The organism is Arthrobacter sp. 18067 (assembly GCF_902706295.1).
In the GTDB taxonomy this organism is placed as follows: domain Bacteria; phylum Actinomycetota; class Actinomycetes; order Actinomycetales; family Micrococcaceae; genus Arthrobacter.
The window spans coordinates 207,389-224,342 of the sequence record NZ_CACSJJ010000001.1 but is presented as its reverse complement, the minus strand read 5'-3'; the positions used below and the strand labels follow the sequence as shown (position 1 = coordinate 224,342).

Below are 16,954 nucleotides of genomic sequence, written 5' to 3'. Positions count from 1 at the left end.
AAAACCAAGGTGGTAAAGATGCTGCTCTCCGTCCTCCAGGCAAACGCTTCCGTCATGGACGTTGAGGCCAACCTGCGCACCATCGACGACGCCGCCCACCGCGCCGCCCAGGCCGGAGCCGGCCTGCTGCTCACCCCGGAGCTGTTCCCCGTCGGCTACGCGCCACTGCGGCTGCATGCCGAATTGGATCCGGCCACTCTCCCCGGTATCCGCGAACGACTGGCGGACATCGCACGCCGGCACAACATCGGCCTGGTGTACAGCCTCCCGGCCGTCGCCGGCGACGGGAATGCCTGGCACATCACTGCCACACTCCTGGATGCCGAGGGCAACGAAGTCCTCAACTACGCCAAGGTCCACCTCTTTGGTCCGGAGGAGCACAAAGCGTTCGTCGGCGCCCAGGAACCTCCCGCCGTCGTGGATTTCAACGGAATCCGGACGTCGATGCTCATCTGCTACGACGTCGAGTTCCCGGAGGCAGTCCGGGCAGCGGCAACCCGCGGTGCCGAACTCCTGCTCGTCCCAACAGCCCTGTCCGCCGGGTTTAACAACGTCCCGCAGGTGCTTATCCGCGCCCGTGCGCTGGAAAGCCAGCTCAATGTGGCCTATGCCAACCACTCCGGCCACGAGGATGTCTACAGCTTCCTGGGCGGGAGCGTGGTGGCCGGACCGGACGGGTCCTTGCTGGCTGCCGCGGGAGATTTCCCAACGTTGTTGTTCGCGGAGGTCGGCACTGAAACCGTGAAAGCGGCACGCAACGAAGTCCCGTACCTGCGCGAACGCCGGCCGGAACTTTATAAAAAATGGGACCAGCGCGCCTAGACCGCTGTCTCCGCGGACCCCGCCGGCTCGTCCACATACTGCAAGGCGAACCAGAGCTCGGCACGCACCTGTGCTTGGTTGAGGTCCATATCCAAAAGTTCGCCCAGCACGCCGATCTGCCGCCGGACGCTGTTGCGGTGCAGCCCCAGCAGTTTCGCCGAGCCGTCCCAGCTGCCGTTTTCGCTGAGCCAGCCGCGAAGGACGGCCAGCAACGGTTCACGCCGGTCCGGTTCCAGCGAGAGCACCGGTCCAAGGAGCCGCCCAGCCAGCATGGTTCCCGCTTCGCGCCCCAAAAGGCCCGCGACGGACCACGTCACTTCATCCACGCGCGCGCTCATGCCACTGGAAAGCACCCGGCTGCGGAGCGAACTGGCACGCTGATATGCCGCAGTGAGCCCAAGAAGTTCCGTTGGTTCGCCGATCACCAGACGCCACCCCAGCTTCTCGACGTCGGCCAGCAGGGAATCATCAACCCTCAGGCGTGTGATGGCCGCGAAGCCGTACTCGGTGATCTCCACAAGTTTGGTGTCGAACAGCCTCCGCCATTGCAGCACCTCGCGAACCGGGCCGTCGTCAGCGGCTCCATCCACCCTGACGCCTTGCACCACGCGCATCTGAGCCGAGCGGGTGGAGGACAGGCTCTGCGCCAGCAGGTCCTTCAGCCCGTTGAGGTGTTTCGTGCCGCCGGACGACAGCGAATCCGGGTGCAACAGAACCGCGGTGGCCAGTTGGCTGGGCGCCAGGGACCCGCTGGTCCGCTGCCGCACCAGCAATTCCAGCAGGCCCACGGCTCCTTGCACCACGTTGTTCTGCGCAGGTGTCAGCGGTGCATCCGAGCCGAGGATCAAGGCACCCAGGTTCGCATCCTTGGTGCTGCGCAGCGGATGCCCGAACACCAGCGCCGATCCTGGATGGTCAAAGCCGTCCATTTCCACACGCGGCCCGCTGCCGGACAGGAGTCGCTCCAGCATGGGTGCCAGCAAAGAATGTTCGACGCCGTTGCTGCCGCCGGCATTGTGCCCGCGGGCCCTGACCCGCCCGTCCGCGCCAACAAGGACAGCCCACACAGGCACCCGCTGCACCAGGGCCGCGAGCAGTTCGTGTTCCGGTCTGGGGGAGAGGACCGCCCGCATGAGTTGGCGGTTGGTGTCGGCCAGTTGCCTGAAGACCCTCGCGTTGTCTGTTTCCAGAAGCTGCGAGAACTCCAGCCCTATTGCCGCGAACGGCAACGACTCCGGCACCTCGAACAAGGTGAGATTGTGCCTGCGGCAAGCGTCCAGCAGGGCGTGGGGAACGGCGTCGAAATAGGGCCGGATGCCGAACCCGAGCGCCGCCACTTTGGCATCAACCAACCGTTGGACATAGGCATCCACCTTGGCCGCCGAGCCACCTTTTCCAAGAAAGGGCAGCCCGGCGGTCAGGAGGAACTCACCTTCCGGGAGGTAGGGTGTGGGGTCCTCGAGCTCGCTCGGTTCCACCCACCGGAGCAGCGAGGCGCCGCTGCCGCCGTCGTGAAGCATTTTCAACTCGGGCGGCAGCTGCTCCAGGAACTGTTCGAGCGTGACGAAGCTCAGGCGGGCGCTGGCGGGCTCAGGCGACATTGCCCTGCCCGGCGGCTGCCGGCTCCTGGTAGTCGGGGCACCGGTATGCACTGGTTGCGTACGCCCTGGGGAGGCGGGGCGCGATCCTGTTGATGATCTCGTCCCCGTGGCTGCCGATCGCAGCACCCCAGTCGTCGGCGCTCGCCGCCCCGTTGGCCGGATCGCCGAACAAAACGGCAGTGTCTCCGACGTCTATCCCGGAAGCATCCGGGCCGAGGTCCACCATGAACTGGTCCATGCAAACCTTTCCAATCACCGGCACGCTGCGGCCCGCGATGTTCACCACGGATCGGCCGCTGATGCCCTTGGGAATGCCGTCCGCATAGCCAAGCGGGATGAGGCCCAGGTAGCGCGGCTCATAGGTGATGGCCTGGTGTTCGTAGCTCACGCCTGTCCCGGCCGGGACCTTTTTGACCATGACCAGGGGCGCCGTCACACTGAGCGCCGGCCGCAGGCCGAAGTCCGCCGGGTTGAGGTGGTCAGCTGGTGCGAGGCCGTAGATGGCGAGCCCGGCACGGACCATGTCGAAGTGGAATTCGGGCCGGTCCAGGATGTTCGCGGAGCTGGAAACGTGCCGGAGTTCGGGGGTAAGTCCGGCTTCGCGTGCCTCCCTGACAGCATCCTCGAACTCCGCGACGGCGGTGGCGTTTCCTGGGTGGGCAGGCACATCCGCCCATGCGAGGTGGGTCCACAGACCGCGGACACGGAGGGTCCCCTCCAGTTCGGCCCTTCTGGCCTCGGCCACGAGTTCGGCCCAATCTTCCTTGCGTGCACCGCCGCGGCTCAGGCCGCTGTCCAGTTCCAGGTGTACGACGGCGGGACGGCCAAGGCTTTTGGCGATGCCTGCCAGTACCTCCAGTTGGTTGACGCTTCCGAGGGACACATCGATGTCGTTTTCAAGCGCCTCAAGGATGGTGGAACTTGTCTGGGATGCCAGATACAGCCACGAAAGGATAGGTACCGTGATACCCGCTTGGCGGAGCGCGATGGCTTCGGTGAGCTGTGCGGTTCCGAGCCAATCTGCCCCGGAATCCACTGCTGTGCGGGCCACTTCCACCAACCCGTGGCCATAGGCGTTGCCCTTCACCACAGCCATGAAGTGGGGCGCTTCGGTGCGCTTTTTCAAGGCTTTGACATTGTCTGAAATAGCAGACAGGTCCACAGTGACCTGTCCGGAAAGGGCTGCCGGGGCAGCCGCTTGATAGTGTGCATTACGTCTCATGGTTGAACACTATAGGTCATTTTGCACCGCGGTGAGAGGTGGCTCACATGCCAGTCTTGTGGAGGGGAAATCGAAACTACTTTGAAGGGACGTCAAGGGTGACTGTGCCTGTGAACACCAAAAACCAAGCGGCGGTGAGCGCCACGAGGCCGAGCCTCGGAGCCCAGCTTCTGCGCCGCAAGCCCATTGGCCAGATGGTCAGCGAGGCCGGAAGCAGCGAAGGCGGTACGCCGCTGGTCCGCAGCTTCGGCGTCCTCCAGCTGACCATGATCAGCGTTGGCGCCACCCTCGGCACCGGCATCCTGGTCATCCTTGGCGAGTCCGTGCCGCTGGCCGGGCCGGCTATTTGGATCTCCTTCGTCATCGCCGGTTTGGCAGCCCTCCTGTCGGCGGTTTCGTACGCCGAGATGGCCGGGCTGGTCCCCGTGGCAGGATCCAGCTACTCCTACTCCTACGCCACCATGGGCGAGGGCATGGCCTGGATCTGTGGTTGGTGCCTCGTGCTGGAGTACGCAGTCTCCGTGGCGGCTGTTGCCGTGGGCGCGGGGCAGTACGTCAACGAAACCTTGGCCGCCTTCGGACAGTTCCTGCCGGACGCAGTGAGCCAGCCGCCGGGCGATGGTGGCATAGTCAACCTCCCCGCGATGGTCATCGTGGTGCTGGCCATGATCCTGCTGGTGCGCGGTGCCCGTGAGAGCGCGTGGATCAACACGGCGATCGTCATCATCAAGGTGGGCATTCTGATCTTCTTCTGCGCTGTGGCTTTCACCGCCTTCAATGCCGGTAACTTCGAGCCACTCCTGCCCATGGGCGCCGCTGGTGTTTCTGCTGCCGCGTCCAGCGTCTTCTTCTCTTACATTGGTTTTGACGCCGCCTCCACCGCCGGCGAGGAAGCGAAAAACCCCAAGCGCGACCTGCCCAGGGCCATCATGCTCTCCATGGTGATCGTCACCAGCATCTACGTCCTGGTTGCCGTCGCAGCCATCGGAGCCCGCCCCTGGGACTGGTTCGACGGTACGGAAGCTGCCCTGGTACAGATCCTGCACGAGATCACCGGCCAGCCGTGGATCGCCTTGGTCTTCTCCATCGGCGCCGTCCTGGCCATCGCCAGCATCGTGCTGACCGTCCTTTACGGCCAAACCCGCATCATGCTCTCCATGTCCCGCGATGGCATGGTTCCCAAGGTCTTCGGCCGCGTTTCCCGCCGTACCGGCACTCCGGTGGCCGGAACACTGATCATTGGTACCGCCGTCGCCCTCACCGCAGGCTTGGTCCCGCTTGGTGCGCTGGCGGACGCAACCAGCATCGGCACGCTCTTTGCCTTCGCCCTGGTCAACGTCGCGGTCATCTATCTGAGGCGTAACCGCCCCGATCTTGAGCGGAGCTTCCGGGTCCCGCTGTACCCGATCACTCCCATCCTGGGCACGTTGATGTGTGCCTACCTGATGCTCAACCTGGGCGCCGACACGTGGATCACCTTCGGCGTGTGGATGCTGGTGGGCATCGCCATCTACTTCGGCTACGGACGCCGGAACTCCAAGGTAGCCGCGCTCAGCGAGCAGGACTACCGTGAACTAACCACCAGGGCCGTGAGCCCGGAACCTGTGAAAGCAGCAAACTCATGACCATCGCCACTGAACTCCCCGCCGTCGATGCCCGCGCCGCAGACGCAGCCGCGCAAGCACCTATCACCATGCTGAACCCGGACTTCCCCTTCAGCTATGACCACTATCTGGCGCACCCGGACGGCTTGGGCTCAGTCCCCGAAGAGCTATACGGCACGGAGGTGGCCATCATCGGCGCAGGCCTGTCCGGGCTGGTCACTGCGTATGAACTCATGAAGCTCGGCCTCAAGCCGGTCATCTACGAGGCCGACCAGATCGGTGGCCGCCTCCGGACGGCCAGCTTCCCGTCGGCTCCCGGTGTCGTGGCGGACCTTGGCGGCATGCGCTTCCCGGTCTCCGGCAAGGCCTTCTACCACTACGTGGACCTGCTCGGCCTGGACACCAACGAGTTTCCCAACCCCATGGCGCCGGCCACGTCCAGCACCGTGATCGAGCTGGCGGGCAAGAAGCACTACGCCACGACGGCCGATGAGTTGCCGGAATTCTTCCGCGAAGTGGCCGACGCCTGGAAGGCAGCAGTCAATGACGGCGCAGCCTTCGCCGAAATGCAGGAAGCCATCAAAGCCCGCGACACCAAGCGGATCAAGGAACTCTGGAACGCCCTGCTCCCGGAGCTCGACGAACAGACCTTCTACGGCTTCATCGCGGCCAGCAAGTCCTTCAAGGAAGCCGGCTTCGCGCACCGCGAAGCGTTCGGGCAAGTGGGGTTCGGCACCGGTGGCTGGGACACCGACTTCCCCAACTCCATCCTTGAAATCCTCCGCGTTGTCTACACGGACGCGGATGACCAGCACCGCTCCATCGCGGGAGGGGCGCAAAGGCTCCCCGAGGCACTCTGGAACCACGCGCCGTCGGGCCTTAAGTACTGGCCGGAGGGCACCTCGCTCGCGTCGCTCCACTCCGGTTCGCCCCGCGGAGCCGTGGACAACATCCGCCGGGCAGAGAACGGCGACCTCCTGGTCCGCGAAAACTGGGGTCGCGAAGCCACGTACCAGGCCGTCGTAACCACCTGCCAGTCGTGGCTGCTGTCCACTCGCATCCACACAGAGGAAGCGCTGTTCCCGGCCGAGCTGTGGACCGCCATCGAGCGCTCGCACTATATGCAGTCGTCCAAGACGTTCGTGATGGTGGACCGGCCGTTCTGGAAGGACATCGACCCGGAGACAGGCCGCGAAGTCCTGTCAATGACGCTCACCGACCGCCTCAACCGGGCAACGTACTTGCTCGACGACGGCCCGGACAAGCCCGCTGTCATCCTCCTGTCCTACACCTGGAACGATGACGCCCTGAAGTGGCTCGCGCTCAGCGCCGAAGAGCGCGTGAAGCTGATGCTCCACTCGCTGGAACAGATCTACCCGGGCGTGGACATTGCCAGCCACATCGTTGGGCAGCCGATCACCGTGTCGTGGGAGGCCGACCCCAACTTCATGGGCGCTTTCAAGGCCAACCTGCCCGGGCACTACCGCTACCAGCAGCGGCTGTTCACCCACTTCAAACAGGACCAATTGCCGGAGAGCCAGCGCGGCATCTTCCTCGCCGGAGACGACGTTTCCTTCACTGCCGGCTGGGCCGAGGGTGCCGTGACCACGGGCCTCAATGCTGTGTGGGGTGTGCTGAACCACCTGGGTGGTTCGTCCGCTGCAGGGAACCCCGGACCGGGCGAGCTGTTGGACGAGTTGGGCCCGATCTCCCTGGACTAGGCCCTTTACGTTGCGGGGCCTGCAGAGCGGGCCCCGCATTCGGCGTTAAGCGTGCATTTCCCTGTGTGCCGCCGCGAGTTCCTTGTAGTGGGCTGCGTTGTGCTTCACGCCCTCGAATTCCTCGTCGGTGAGTTTACGGCGGACCTTTGCGGGCACGCCAGCCACGAGTGAGCGCGGGGGAACGACCGTGCCCTCCAACACCACCGCGCCGGCAGCAATGAGCGAGCCCGTGCCAATCACTGCGCCGTTGAGGATGGTGGCGCTCATTCCGATGAGGCAGTCGTCCTCCACAGTGCACCCGTGGACGACTGCGCTGTGCCCCACGGAGACGCGCTCGCCCACTGTGCAGGGGAAGCCCGGGTCGGCGTGGAGGACTACGTTGTCCTGGAGGTTCGAACCCGCGCCGACGCTGATCGCAGCCGTGTCCGCGCGGACGGATACGCCGTAGAAGGCGCTGGAGTCCTGGGCCAACGTGGCCTTGCCGATGATGGACGCAGTGGGTGCCACGAAGGCGGATTCATGGATGGCCGGGGTGTCCCCGGCGAAAGTGTAAGAGGGAGCCATGCAGCCCAGCTTAGTTCCCAAGTAGGTCGCAGCTGAGCGGGATATGAGTGCTCAAAACGCGCGCAAATGCGACTCAGTTGGGTGCGGGGGTGCGGAGGACCAGGAATTGGTAGTGCTGCACCCAGTTGCCCGCACCCGGACCCGACTCCACGCCCACACCTTCCGGCCACGTGCGGAAATGCTCAATCGAGCCGTGCTCACCGAAAATCCTGCGCACGGTGTCGTCGCTGCGGCGGCTGAAGAATCGCCGCGGTTCGTCGAGGTCCTCCGGATTGAGGACCTCGCAGTCCTCACCTGACCAGAGCCCGACGGCGATTGGCGCACCAGGTGCGGCCACCCGCACAAGTTCGCGGACGACGTCGTGGATTCCGCTGTTGGGGACGTGCAGGAGGGTGCTCATTGTCCAGACAGCGTCGAAGACTGAAGCCTTAAACGGCAGGCTTCGTCCGCTCGCAACCGAGGCCTCCAGCCCGGCCGAGCACGCCACATGAACACTCTCCGAGGACAGGTCCACCCCGGTGTAGTGCAGACCGGCGCGGACGAACTCCACGCCCTCAATACCCGTGCCGCAGCCGAGCTCGAACAATGAATGCCGGTGTTCGGTCTTCAGCAGCCGGATGAACCATTCCCGGCATCGAACCCGATGCGGCGTCAGCGCGCGGGTGTTCCGGACCGGAGCCTGGCGGTCGTAGAAGGCAGCCAGGTCGCCTTCGTGGTCGGCCTCGGGAATGCCGTGCATACCCTCAGCATAGGAGCGGCGTTAGTTGAACACCACGGTCCGGGTGCCGTCCAGGAGCACGCGGTGTTCGGCGTGCCACTGAACTGCTTGGGTCAGCGTACGGCCTTCGACGTCGCGGCCCATCTGGACGAACTGGGCAGCCGTGCGGGCGTGGTCAACGCGGATGACTTCCTGCTCGATGATCGGCCCCTCGTCCAGGTCCGCCGTCACATAGTGGGCTGTGGCGCCGATGATCTTCACACCGCGGGCGTGGGCCTGGTGGTACGGCTTGGCGCCCTTGAAGGAGGGAAGGAATGAGTGGTGGATGTTGATGGCCTTGCCGTTCAACTCCGTGCAGAGATCGTTGGAGAGGACCTGCATGTACCGGGCCAGGACGGTCAGTTCCACGTCGTGTTCGGCGATGAGCTTCAGGAGCTGCGCCTCGGCCTGGGGCTTGGTTTCCGGCGTCACCGGGATGTGGTGGAACGGGATGCCGTAGAACTCCGCCAACGACTCAAGGTCCCGGTGGTTGGACACGATGGCCGGCACGTCGATGGGCAGGGTCCCGGTGCGCTGCTGGAACAGGAGGTCGTTCAGGCAGTGCGCGTCCTTGGAACACAGGATGATGGTGCGGACCTTCTCGCCAACAGGATTGATCTGCCAGGTCATACCGAACGATTCGGCTACCGGACGCAGCGCGGTCGCCAATTCGTCCTGGGAGGACGACGTCGATGCCTCCACGCGCATGAAAAAATTGCCTGTGCTGGGGCTTCCGTACTGCTGGGAATCGGCGATATTGCAGCCAGCCTCCAGCAGGGCTCCGGCTACCGCGTGGACGATGCCGGGGCGGTCGGGGCAGGAAAGTGTTACTACGAAAGCGGTGGATTCAGTCACACGATCAAGCCTACCCGTGCTGCGTTGTTGTACTGTTAACGGGTCGCAACTGGCGTTGGGTGGACTACCACCAGGGAGCGGCAATCATGAAGACCACGGATCGTACGCCTGGGCCGAGGGTCATGTCTTACCGCTGCACGCACGTGACCGATCCCTCCGTCAATAATGGGACGCGGGAATGCTGCTGCCGGTAGCCTGACCTGTAGCACCACCCGTTGCCTAGCCAGGAGATCTCCGTGACTACCACAACCACTTCCGCGTCTGTCAGCAACCAGTCGCTTGCCGATCTCGATCCCGAGATCGCAGCAGTCCTCAACCAGGAACTTGGCCGCCAGCGCGGAACCCTGGAAATGATTGCGTCCGAAAACTTCGCCCCCCGCGCCGTCATGGAAGCCCAGGGCTCCGTCCTGACCAACAAGTACGCCGAGGGTTACCCGGGCCGCCGCTACTACGGCGGTTGTGAATACGTCGACATCGCTGAGCAGCTCGCCATCGACCGCGTCAAGGAACTGTTCGGCGCCGAGTACGCCAACGTGCAGCCGCACTCCGGTGCACAGGCAAACGCCGCTGCGCTCTCCGCAATGATCACTCCGGGCGACAAGATCCTTGGCCTGTCCCTGGCACACGGTGGCCACCTGACCCACGGTATGAAGCTCAACTTCTCCGGCAAGCTCTACAACGTAGCTGCTTACCAGGTTGAAGAAGACAACTTCCGCATTGACATGGACAAGCTCCGCGAGCAGGCCATCGCCGAGAAGCCGCAGGTCATCATCGCTGGTTGGTCGGCTTACCCCCGCCACCTCGACTTCGCTGCCTTCCGCTCCATTGCCGACGAAGTTGGCGCGCTTCTCTGGACGGACATGGCACACTTCGCCGGCCTGGTTGCAGCCGGCCTGCACCCGAGCCCGGTCCCGTACTCCGACGTCGTCACCTCCACTGTGCACAAGACCCTCGCAGGTCCGCGTTCCGGTGTGATTCTGGCCAAGCAGGAGTGGGCCAAGAAGCTCAACTCCAACGTCTTCCCCGGCCAGCAGGGCGGCCCGCTCATGCACGTCATCGCCGCGAAGGCTGTTGCCTTCAAGATCGCCGGCAGCGAAGAGTTCAAGGAGCGCCAGGAGCGCGTCCTCGAAGGTGCCAAGATCATCGCTGACCGCCTGAACCAGTCCGACGTCGCCGAAGCCGGCGTCTCTGTCCTCACCGGCGGTACCGACGTTCACTTGGTCCTGGTTGACCTGCGCAACTCGCAGCTGGACGGCCAGCAGGCCGAAGACCTCCTGCACTCCGTGGGCATCACCGTGAACCGTAACGCTGTTCCGTTCGACCCCCGCCCGCCGATGGTCACCTCCGGCCTCCGCATCGGTACGCCTGCACTGGCTACCCGCGGATTCGGTGCCACCGAGTTCACCGAGGTTGCAGAGATCATCGCCACTGCGCTGAAGGCGGGCGCCGCCGCCGACGTCGAGTCCCTCCAGGCACGCGTCGACAAACTGGCCGCTGACTTCCCGCTGTACCCGCAGCACGAGCAGTGGTAAATCCGCGTTTCCGCGGCTAAGCAACGCATCACCCGGGCACTGAACCGGAGCTAACGGGATCCGCCGCCACACCTACGGCGGCGGATCCCGTTGGCATGAGCCTGCTCAAAGGCTTTCGAAAATAGGTCACCCACCAGAAAGAGCAGATGGAATGACACAGTCCACCGCACAGATCCTTGACGGCAAGGCCACCGCCGCAGCCATCAAGGCAGAACTGACCACTCGCGTTTCCGTCCTCGCCGCCAAGGGAATCGTCCCCGGCCTGGGCACCATCCTGGTGGGCTCGGACCCCGGCAGCACTTGGTACGTCGGCGGCAAGCACAAGGACTGCGCCGAGGTTGGCATCCAGTCCATCCGTCGCGACCTCCCTGAGGACATCAGCCAGGAGGACCTCCTGACGGTTGTCCGCGAGCTCAACGACAATCCGGAATGCACGGGCTACATCGTCCAGCTTCCGCTGCCCAAGCACATCGACCAGGACGTCATCCTGGAAGCCATGGACCCTGACAAGGACGCCGATGGCCTGCACCCCATGAACCTTGGCCGCCTGGTGGCCAACGTGAACGGCGCAATGAAGTCCCCGCTGCCCTGCACGCCCAAGGGTTGTGTGGAGTTGCTGCGTCGCCACAACATTGAACTCAAAGGCAAGCGTGTCCTGGTGGTTGGCCGCGGCGTGACCATCGGCCGCCCCATTGGCCTCCTGCTGACCCGCAAGGAAGTCAACGCAACGGTCATCCTCGCGCACACGGGAACGGTGGACCTGCCCGCCGAACTCAGGCAGGCCGACGTCGTGATTGCCGCCGCTGGCGTGCCGCACATGATCAAGGCTGAAGACCTCAAGCCGGGTGCAATCGTGCTCGACGTCGGTGTCAGCCGGGTGGACGACGGCAACGGCAAAGCTGTTGTCACCGGAGATGTGGACCCGGCCGCTGCCGACGTCGCCGCTTGGCTGTCCCCGAACCCGGGCGGCGTGGGTCCGATGACCCGTGCCATGCTGCTCGCGAATGTCGTGGAGAGCGCAGAGCGCCAGGCGGGCATCGCCTAGTAGTTACCAAAAGCAGGGCGCCTACTCCTCGGGGAGTAGGCGCCCTGCTCCGTTAAACGGACGACGCCGCGCGACCACCGAAGCTAGGCTCTGTGTATGCAGCCCCGTTTCCCAGAGTCAAAGAGGCATCCGGGGTCCAGACGGCGGCCGGGGTCCGAGCGAATTCCAGGTCAGCGCCGGTTCGCTGGTCCGCCCACCAGTTTCATCGTCATCACGGTGGCCGTGATCCAGGGAGTCGGGACCCTCTTCTCCGCGAGCCATCAGGATGCGCCACGGCCCTTGGATGCGCTGGCGATCCTCCTGCTCCTGGCCGGACCTGCAGGCTTGGCTTTCCGGAGGCGCGCGCCCCACGTGATGCTCCCTGTCGCCCTCCTTGCCACGGGAATCTACCTCGTCCTGGGCTACGCGTGGGGGCCGATTGTGTTGTCCCTGGCGCTGGCTATTGTCTTGACCGCAGCCGCCGGGCTTCGCTGGCAGGCGTGGACGGGGGCGGGGATTGCAGCAGCCGCCGTGATCACAGGCGCCGCACTGGCCGGCGACGTCAACTGGCCTGTGCGTGCCTCCGCGGGTGTGGCCTGGGCGGCGATCCTGGTGCTCATCGGGCAGGGATTCCGACGCCGGAGCGAACGGATGGCTGACTACCGGCGGCGCCGCGAGGAAGCGCAGAAGGCGGAGCGCGACGAATACCGGCTCACGCTGGCCAGGGACATCCATGACGTCGTGGCTCATTCCCTGTCCATGATCAACGTGCAGGCGTCGGTGGCCCTGCACGTCGGCGCCGATGATCCGGAGAGACTCCGGCCCGCCCTGGAAGCCATCAAAGCTGCCAGCAAGGAGTCACTCACCGAGGTCCGCCAGCTCCTCGGCGTGCTGCGGGAGGACGTCCCACTGGCTCCGGCAGCCCGGCCCAGCCTGGCCAGAGTCCCCGAGTTGGTGAGGAATGCCGAACTCGGCGGCCTGCACGTGCGCCTTCAGGACGATTCAAACCACCAGCTCATCGGCCCGGCTCAACAGGAAGCCGCTTACAGGATCGTCCAGGAAGCGCTGACAAACGTTGGGAGGCACTCAGGCGCCCAGACCGCCGTCGTGCGTCTTGTCCAAGCCGCCGGGGCGCTGACGGTGACAATAGACGACGACGGCGGCGGCATGCGGAGCGCGCTGCCCGGCAACGGGCTCACGGGGATGCGGGAGAGGGCGGTCGCGTTGGGCGGCACGCTCACGCTGCAGGAACTGGAACCGGGCCTCCGCGTCGAAGCAACCGTGCCCACACATCAAGAAGGAACCCTCCCGTGATCCGCATCCTCCTCGCCGACGACCAAACCCTCATCAGGGCAGGCTTCCGCGCCCTCCTGGACGCGGAACCAGACATGGAAGTGGTGGCAGAGGCCGGCACTGGCAGGGATGCCGTCCGGCTGGCCGCGCGGGATAGGCCGGACGTCATCCTCATGGACATCCGCATGCCGGACGACGACGGCCTCACCGCCAGTCGAAACATCCTGGCCGACCCCAACCTCGCCGGAACAAGGATCATCATCCTCACCACCTTTGAGCTCGATGAGTACATTGCCGAAGCCGTCAGGGCCGGTGCGGCGGGATTCCTGGTCAAGGACACCGAGCCCGCTGAGCTCATCCGGGCTGTCCGCGTGGTTCACGACGGTGATGCGCTGCTGTCACCTTCAGTGACACGGCGGATCATGGCCCAGTTGGCGTCCCAGAGCAGGGCAGCGGCAAAAGTGGTCCCGCTGGGGCAAGTAACCGAGCGCGAACGCGAAGTGCTGGCGCTGGTGGGTGAGGGCCTGAACAACGCCGAGATCGCGGAACGGCTGTTCATCACACCGCTCACGGCCAAGACCCACGTCTCACGGATCATGACCAAGCTGATGGTCCGCGACCGGTCCCAGCTGGTGGTCCTCGCGTACGAGTCTGGTTTGGTGAAGCCGGGCTGGAGCAGCTGACCCGGCGAACGCGACTCCGCCGGGAGTAGCAGGCCACCCCAAGGTGACTCCCGACGGCGGACGCCTCGCCGGCCGCCCAGAGCCAGACTCGAACCAGAGCCGAAAGACGGTTCACGCCGTACACCGGCGGAGAGAGTTTGGATCACCGACATGTTCACAGCAATCACTTCAATCGTTGGGGAGACCACGACGCTCGGGGGAGCGCTGGCACAGGTGCCGGCAACCGTCGCCGCGCATGGTCCGTGGGGAGACGGTGCCGCCTGGCCCTTCTTCCTGTTGTTCCCGCTGTTCTGGATCCTCGTGATCGGCCTGTTCATTTTCCTCGGGCGGCGGACGTGGCGCCGCAACCACCACTGGGCCGCGACTCAGGGCGCGGAGGGCGTACTCCGTGAGCGCTATGCCCGCGGGGAGATTGACGAAACCGAGTTCCGGCAGCGGCTGGAGGTATTGCGCTCGCAGCCCAGCAGCTGAGCTAATCCCAAGCCTGAAACGAGAGGGCTCTTGCAACAATATGTGCAAGAGCCCTTTCACATGTCGGTGGGCGCTACTAGTCTGCTGAGGGTGCACAATGAAGCAACCCGCTCTGAAACACAAGCCGAATCGTCGAAAACCAGCGTCGACATGAACCGACCAACCGTCATCAGCGCGCGGAACCTCACCAAGACCTATGGTGAGCTCACCGCCGTGGACAACATCTCCTTTGACGTACCTGCGGGGGAGTCCTTTGGGCTGCTGGGCCCCAACGGCGCAGGCAAATCCACCACCATGAAGATGATCGGCGGCGTCTCCCAGCGCACGTCCGGTTCGTTGACCATCATGGGGCTGGATCCTGAATCCCATGGTCCCGAGGTCAGGGCACACCTTGGAGTGGTTCCGCAGCAGGACAACCTCGACGAAGAGCTCAAGGTCCGGGAGAACCTGATCGTCTACGGGCGCTACTTCGGCCTGCCGCTGAGCTACCTGCGGCCCAAGGCGGACGAGCTCCTGGAATTCGCGCAGCTGACGGACAAAGCCAACTCCAAGGTGGACGCGCTCTCCGGCGGCATGAAGCGGCGGCTCACCATCGCCCGGTCGCTCATCAACGAGCCCCGCATCCTGCTCCTGGACGAGCCCACCACGGGCCTTGATCCGCAGGCCCGCCACATCCTCTGGGACCGGCTGTTCCGGCTCAAGGAAAGCGGTGTCACGCTCATCCTCACCACGCACTACATGGACGAGGCCGAGCAACTCTGCGACCGCCTGATCGTGGTGGACAAGGGCCGCATCATGGCAGAGGGATCTCCGGCCAACCTCATCCGCGAGCACTCCTCGCGCGAAGTACTCGAGCTCAGGTTCGGGTCCGAGCGGAACGCGACCATCGGCGTCGAACTTCAAGGCATTGGCGAGAGGTTGGAGACGCTGCCTGACCGAGTGCTGATCTACGCGCACGACGGCGAGGCCGCGCTGGAGCAGGTCAGTGCCCGCGGGCTGCGTCCCGTGACGTCGCTGGTGCGCCGCTCATCGCTGGAGGACGTGTTCCTGCGGCTGACCGGCAGGAGCCTCGTTGACTAGGGATCGGTTGACCAGGGAACCGTTGACTGGCGGAACTGAACTCACGACGGCGGTGCACCCGTTGCGGGCACACTCACCTGAGGTTTCGGCTGCCAGGGCGCGCCGTTGGGGTGCCTTCTTTTATGCGGAGCAGGTCCTCCGCGTCATGCGGAACTACGGCTGGTCCGTAGTGCTGTACAGCGTGGGTCAGCCGGTGGCATACCTGTTCGCCATGGGAGTTGGGCTCGCCAGCCTGGTGGATGCCAACAGCGAAGCCACATTTGGCGGTGTCAGCTACCTGGAGTTCGTGGCGCCGGCCTTGCTGGTCTCCGCAGCCGTGATGACGGCGTCGGGGGAGTTTTCCTACCCCATCATGGACGGCTTCAAATGGCGACGGGTGTTCTATGGTCCGCATGCCTCGCCGCTGATTCCCGAGCAAATTGCCAGTGGCCACATCATGGCCAGCACCCTCAGGTTCCTCCTGCAATCGGTGGTGTACTTCGTGGTGGTGGCACTTTTCGGTGCTTCCCCAAGCCCTTGGGGCTGGGTATCGGCCATTGTGGCGACGGTGGCGGCACTGTCCTTCGGGCTGCCGCTCATGGCCTATGCCGCCAGCATCAAACAGGACAAGGGACAGTTCGCGTTGGTGCAGCGATTCATTGTCATGCCACTGTTCCTGTTCTCGGGGACGTTCTTCCCCCTCGACTCGTTGCCCATCGCGGTCCGCTGGATCGGCTGGATTTCGCCAGTGTGGCACGGAACCGAATTGGGGCGGGTCTTCACTTATGGAATGGACCAAAACCCTGTGCTGACCATCATCCACGTGGTGTTCCTGGTGGTGACCGCCACCGTAGGGTGGCTGCTTGTCCGGCGCCAGTTCGTGAAAAGGATGGGCTCATGAGTGTCTTGACGGGTGGCCACAGCGCCACGGATCTTGCCCGTGAGCGGAAGTTCGGTTCCCTGTACTCTCGCAACGCCAAGGCCGTGGTGGGCCGCGGTTTGATGGCGGCCAAGAGCAGCACCTGGCTGGTCATGGTGTCCGGATTCTTTGAGCCCGTGCTGTTCCTTTTGGCCATGGGCGTGGGCATGGGCTCGATCGTCGGCACGGTCCAAGGTCCGGGCGGCGGGGAAATCAGCTATGCGGCCTACATTGCTCCCGCGCTTTTGGCGGTCTCGGCCATGAACGGAGCCATTTACGACTCCACGTGGAACGTCTTCTTCAAGATGAACTTCGCCAAGCTCTACCAGGGCATGCTTTACACCTCCCTTGGGCCGCTGGACGTTGCCATCGGCGAGATCTTCCTGGCCCTCCTGCGCGGGCTGCTTTATGCCACAGGATTCACGGCCGTCATGGGGGTGATGGGGTTGCTCACCAGTTGGTGGGCCATCCTGGTCATTCCCGCCTCGGTGCTGATCGCCTTCGGGTTCGCGAGCTTCGGGATGGGCATCACCAGCTTCATGAAGACCTTCCAGCAGATGGATTGGATCAACTTCTTCCTGCTGCCCATGTTCCTTTTCAGTGCCACGTTCTACCCGCTCAGCGTCTACCCGCAGGTGATCCAGTGGTTCATCCAGGCCATGCCCCTGTGGCACGGCGTGGAGCTGCTGCGGCAGATCAGCGTGGGCTCGTTCAGTCCGGCTACCGCCATCCACGTGGGCTACTACGTGGTGATGATTGCGCTCGGCATCATGCTGACTACCGGAAGGCTGCGCCAGCTGTTCCTCAAGTAGGAACGGCCGGCGCAG

16 protein-coding genes are annotated in these 16,954 nt (G+C 64.5%); 11 read left to right on the top strand and 5 right to left on the bottom strand.

Annotation, left to right across the window (positions count from 1 at the left end):
* Window positions 1-18 precede the first annotated feature (18 nt).
* A complete protein-coding gene (locus GVL04_RS00955; RefSeq protein WP_159698169.1) occupies window positions 19-822 on the top strand; it encodes a carbon-nitrogen hydrolase family protein in 804 nt (267 codons plus the stop codon).
* Here GVL04_RS00955 and GVL04_RS00950 read toward each other — a convergent pair.
* Both GVL04_RS00950 and alr read right to left on the bottom strand, forming a co-directional pair.
* Window positions 819-2,423 carry a PucR family transcriptional regulator gene (locus GVL04_RS00950; RefSeq protein ID WP_159698166.1) on the bottom strand — a complete coding sequence of 535 codons (1,605 nt, stop codon included), beginning with the start codon at window positions 2,421-2,423 and terminating at the stop codon, window positions 819-821. The genes GVL04_RS00955 and GVL04_RS00950 overlap by 4 nt on opposite strands.
* Window positions 2,413-3,645, bottom strand: coding sequence for an alanine racemase (gene alr / locus GVL04_RS00945; RefSeq protein WP_235036105.1), 1,233 nt, complete (start codon window positions 3,643-3,645; stop codon window positions 2,413-2,415). Before alr ends, GVL04_RS00950 begins: the two co-directional genes overlap by 11 nt.
* A 194-nt stretch (window positions 3,646-3,839) precedes the next feature.
* Between alr and GVL04_RS00940 the strand changes: the two genes are divergently transcribed.
* Window positions 3,840-5,270, top strand: coding sequence for an amino acid permease (locus GVL04_RS00940; protein ID WP_235036135.1), 1,431 nt, complete (start codon window positions 3,840-3,842; stop codon window positions 5,268-5,270).
* Window positions 5,267-6,970, top strand: coding sequence for an NAD(P)/FAD-dependent oxidoreductase (locus GVL04_RS00935; RefSeq protein WP_200846706.1), 1,704 nt, complete (start codon window positions 5,267-5,269; stop codon window positions 6,968-6,970). The genes GVL04_RS00940 and GVL04_RS00935 overlap by 4 nt, the downstream gene beginning before the upstream one ends.
* 45 nt (window positions 6,971-7,015) lie before the next feature.
* On the opposite strand, the gene GVL04_RS00930 is transcribed toward GVL04_RS00935, so the two are convergent.
* The 3 genes from GVL04_RS00930 to purU form a co-directional block, all read right to left on the bottom strand.
* The gene (locus GVL04_RS00930; protein WP_159698160.1) at window positions 7,016-7,534 is read right to left on the bottom strand and encodes a gamma carbonic anhydrase family protein; all 519 of its coding nucleotides are present in this window, start codon (window positions 7,532-7,534) and stop codon (window positions 7,016-7,018) included.
* A gap of 73 nt (window positions 7,535-7,607) precedes the next feature.
* Window positions 7,608-8,273 carry a class I SAM-dependent methyltransferase gene (locus GVL04_RS00925; RefSeq protein ID WP_159698157.1) on the bottom strand — a complete coding sequence of 222 codons (666 nt, stop codon included), beginning with the start codon at window positions 8,271-8,273 and terminating at the stop codon, window positions 7,608-7,610.
* Between the two features lie 21 nt (window positions 8,274-8,294).
* Window positions 8,295-9,146: a formyltetrahydrofolate deformylase gene (gene purU / locus GVL04_RS00920; RefSeq protein WP_159698154.1), complete on the bottom strand. Its 852-nt coding sequence runs from the start codon at window positions 9,144-9,146 to the stop codon at window positions 8,295-8,297.
* Window positions 9,147-9,382: 236 nt separating this feature from the next.
* Here purU and glyA point away from each other — a divergent pair, with 236 nt between their 5' ends.
* The 8 genes from glyA to GVL04_RS00880 all read left to right on the top strand — a co-directional run bounded on the left by glyA (window position 9,383) and on the right by GVL04_RS00880 (window position 16,939).
* Entirely contained in the window at window positions 9,383-10,678 is a 1,296-nt protein-coding gene (gene glyA, locus GVL04_RS00915) for a serine hydroxymethyltransferase (RefSeq protein ID WP_159698151.1), read from the top strand.
* A 151-nt stretch (window positions 10,679-10,829) separates the two neighbouring features.
* Window positions 10,830-11,723 carry a bifunctional methylenetetrahydrofolate dehydrogenase/methenyltetrahydrofolate cyclohydrolase gene (locus GVL04_RS00910; RefSeq protein WP_159698148.1) on the top strand — a complete coding sequence of 298 codons (894 nt, stop codon included), beginning with the start codon at window positions 10,830-10,832 and terminating at the stop codon, window positions 11,721-11,723.
* A gap of 222 nt (window positions 11,724-11,945) precedes the next feature.
* Window positions 11,946-13,016 (top strand): sensor histidine kinase, encoded by a 1,071-nt coding sequence (locus tag GVL04_RS00905; RefSeq protein ID WP_159698145.1) that lies wholly within the window; start codon window positions 11,946-11,948, stop codon window positions 13,014-13,016.
* The gene (locus tag GVL04_RS00900; RefSeq protein ID WP_159698142.1) at window positions 13,013-13,678 is read left to right on the top strand and encodes a response regulator transcription factor; all 666 of its coding nucleotides are present in this window, start codon (window positions 13,013-13,015) and stop codon (window positions 13,676-13,678) included. Before GVL04_RS00905 ends, GVL04_RS00900 begins: the two co-directional genes overlap by 4 nt.
* A gap of 150 nt (window positions 13,679-13,828) precedes the next feature.
* On the top strand, window positions 13,829-14,149 hold the full coding sequence (locus tag GVL04_RS00895; protein ID WP_159698139.1) for an SHOCT domain-containing protein: 321 nt from the start codon (window positions 13,829-13,831) through the stop codon (window positions 14,147-14,149).
* Between the two features lie 150 nt (window positions 14,150-14,299).
* Window positions 14,300-15,229 carry an ABC transporter ATP-binding protein gene (locus tag GVL04_RS00890; RefSeq protein ID WP_159698136.1) on the top strand — a complete coding sequence of 310 codons (930 nt, stop codon included), beginning with the start codon at window positions 14,300-14,302 and terminating at the stop codon, window positions 15,227-15,229.
* A gap of 52 nt (window positions 15,230-15,281) precedes the next feature.
* Window positions 15,282-16,109 carry an ABC transporter permease gene (locus GVL04_RS00885; RefSeq protein ID WP_200846726.1) on the top strand — a complete coding sequence of 276 codons (828 nt, stop codon included), beginning with the start codon at window positions 15,282-15,284 and terminating at the stop codon, window positions 16,107-16,109.
* Window positions 16,106-16,939, top strand: coding sequence for an ABC transporter permease (locus GVL04_RS00880; RefSeq protein WP_159698133.1), 834 nt, complete (start codon window positions 16,106-16,108; stop codon window positions 16,937-16,939). The genes GVL04_RS00885 and GVL04_RS00880 overlap by 4 nt, the downstream gene beginning before the upstream one ends.
* Window positions 16,940-16,954: the final 15 nt, after the last annotated feature.

Excerpts from the sequence above, each read along its gene's own strand:
- GVL04_RS00940 (WP_235036135.1), top strand. The coding sequence starts at position 3,840 with ATGGTCAGCGAGGCCGGAAGCAGCGAAGGCGGTACGCCGCTGGTCCGC.
- GVL04_RS00955 (WP_159698169.1), top strand. The coding sequence starts at position 19 with ATGCTGCTCTCCGTCCTCCAGGCAAACGCTTCCGTCATGGACGTTGAG.
- GVL04_RS00880 (WP_159698133.1), top strand. The coding sequence starts at position 16,106 with ATGAGTGTCTTGACGGGTGGCCACAGCGCCACGGATCTTGCCCGTGAG.
- GVL04_RS00925 (WP_159698157.1), bottom strand. The coding sequence starts at position 8,273 with ATGCACGGCATTCCCGAGGCCGACCACGAAGGCGACCTGGCTGCCTTC.
- GVL04_RS00910 (WP_159698148.1), top strand. The coding sequence starts at position 10,830 with ATGACACAGTCCACCGCACAGATCCTTGACGGCAAGGCCACCGCCGCA.
- GVL04_RS00895 (WP_159698139.1), top strand. The coding sequence starts at position 13,829 with ATGTTCACAGCAATCACTTCAATCGTTGGGGAGACCACGACGCTCGGG.
- GVL04_RS00950 (WP_159698166.1), bottom strand. The coding sequence starts at position 2,423 with ATGTCGCCTGAGCCCGCCAGCGCCCGCCTGAGCTTCGTCACGCTCGAA.
- GVL04_RS00930 (WP_159698160.1), bottom strand. The coding sequence starts at position 7,534 with ATGGCTCCCTCTTACACTTTCGCCGGGGACACCCCGGCCATCCATGAA.
- alr (WP_235036105.1), bottom strand. The coding sequence starts at position 3,645 with ATGAGACGTAATGCACACTATCAAGCGGCTGCCCCGGCAGCCCTTTCC.
- GVL04_RS00890 (WP_159698136.1), top strand. The coding sequence starts at position 14,300 with ATGAACCGACCAACCGTCATCAGCGCGCGGAACCTCACCAAGACCTAT.
- GVL04_RS00935 (WP_200846706.1), top strand. The coding sequence starts at position 5,267 with ATGACCATCGCCACTGAACTCCCCGCCGTCGATGCCCGCGCCGCAGAC.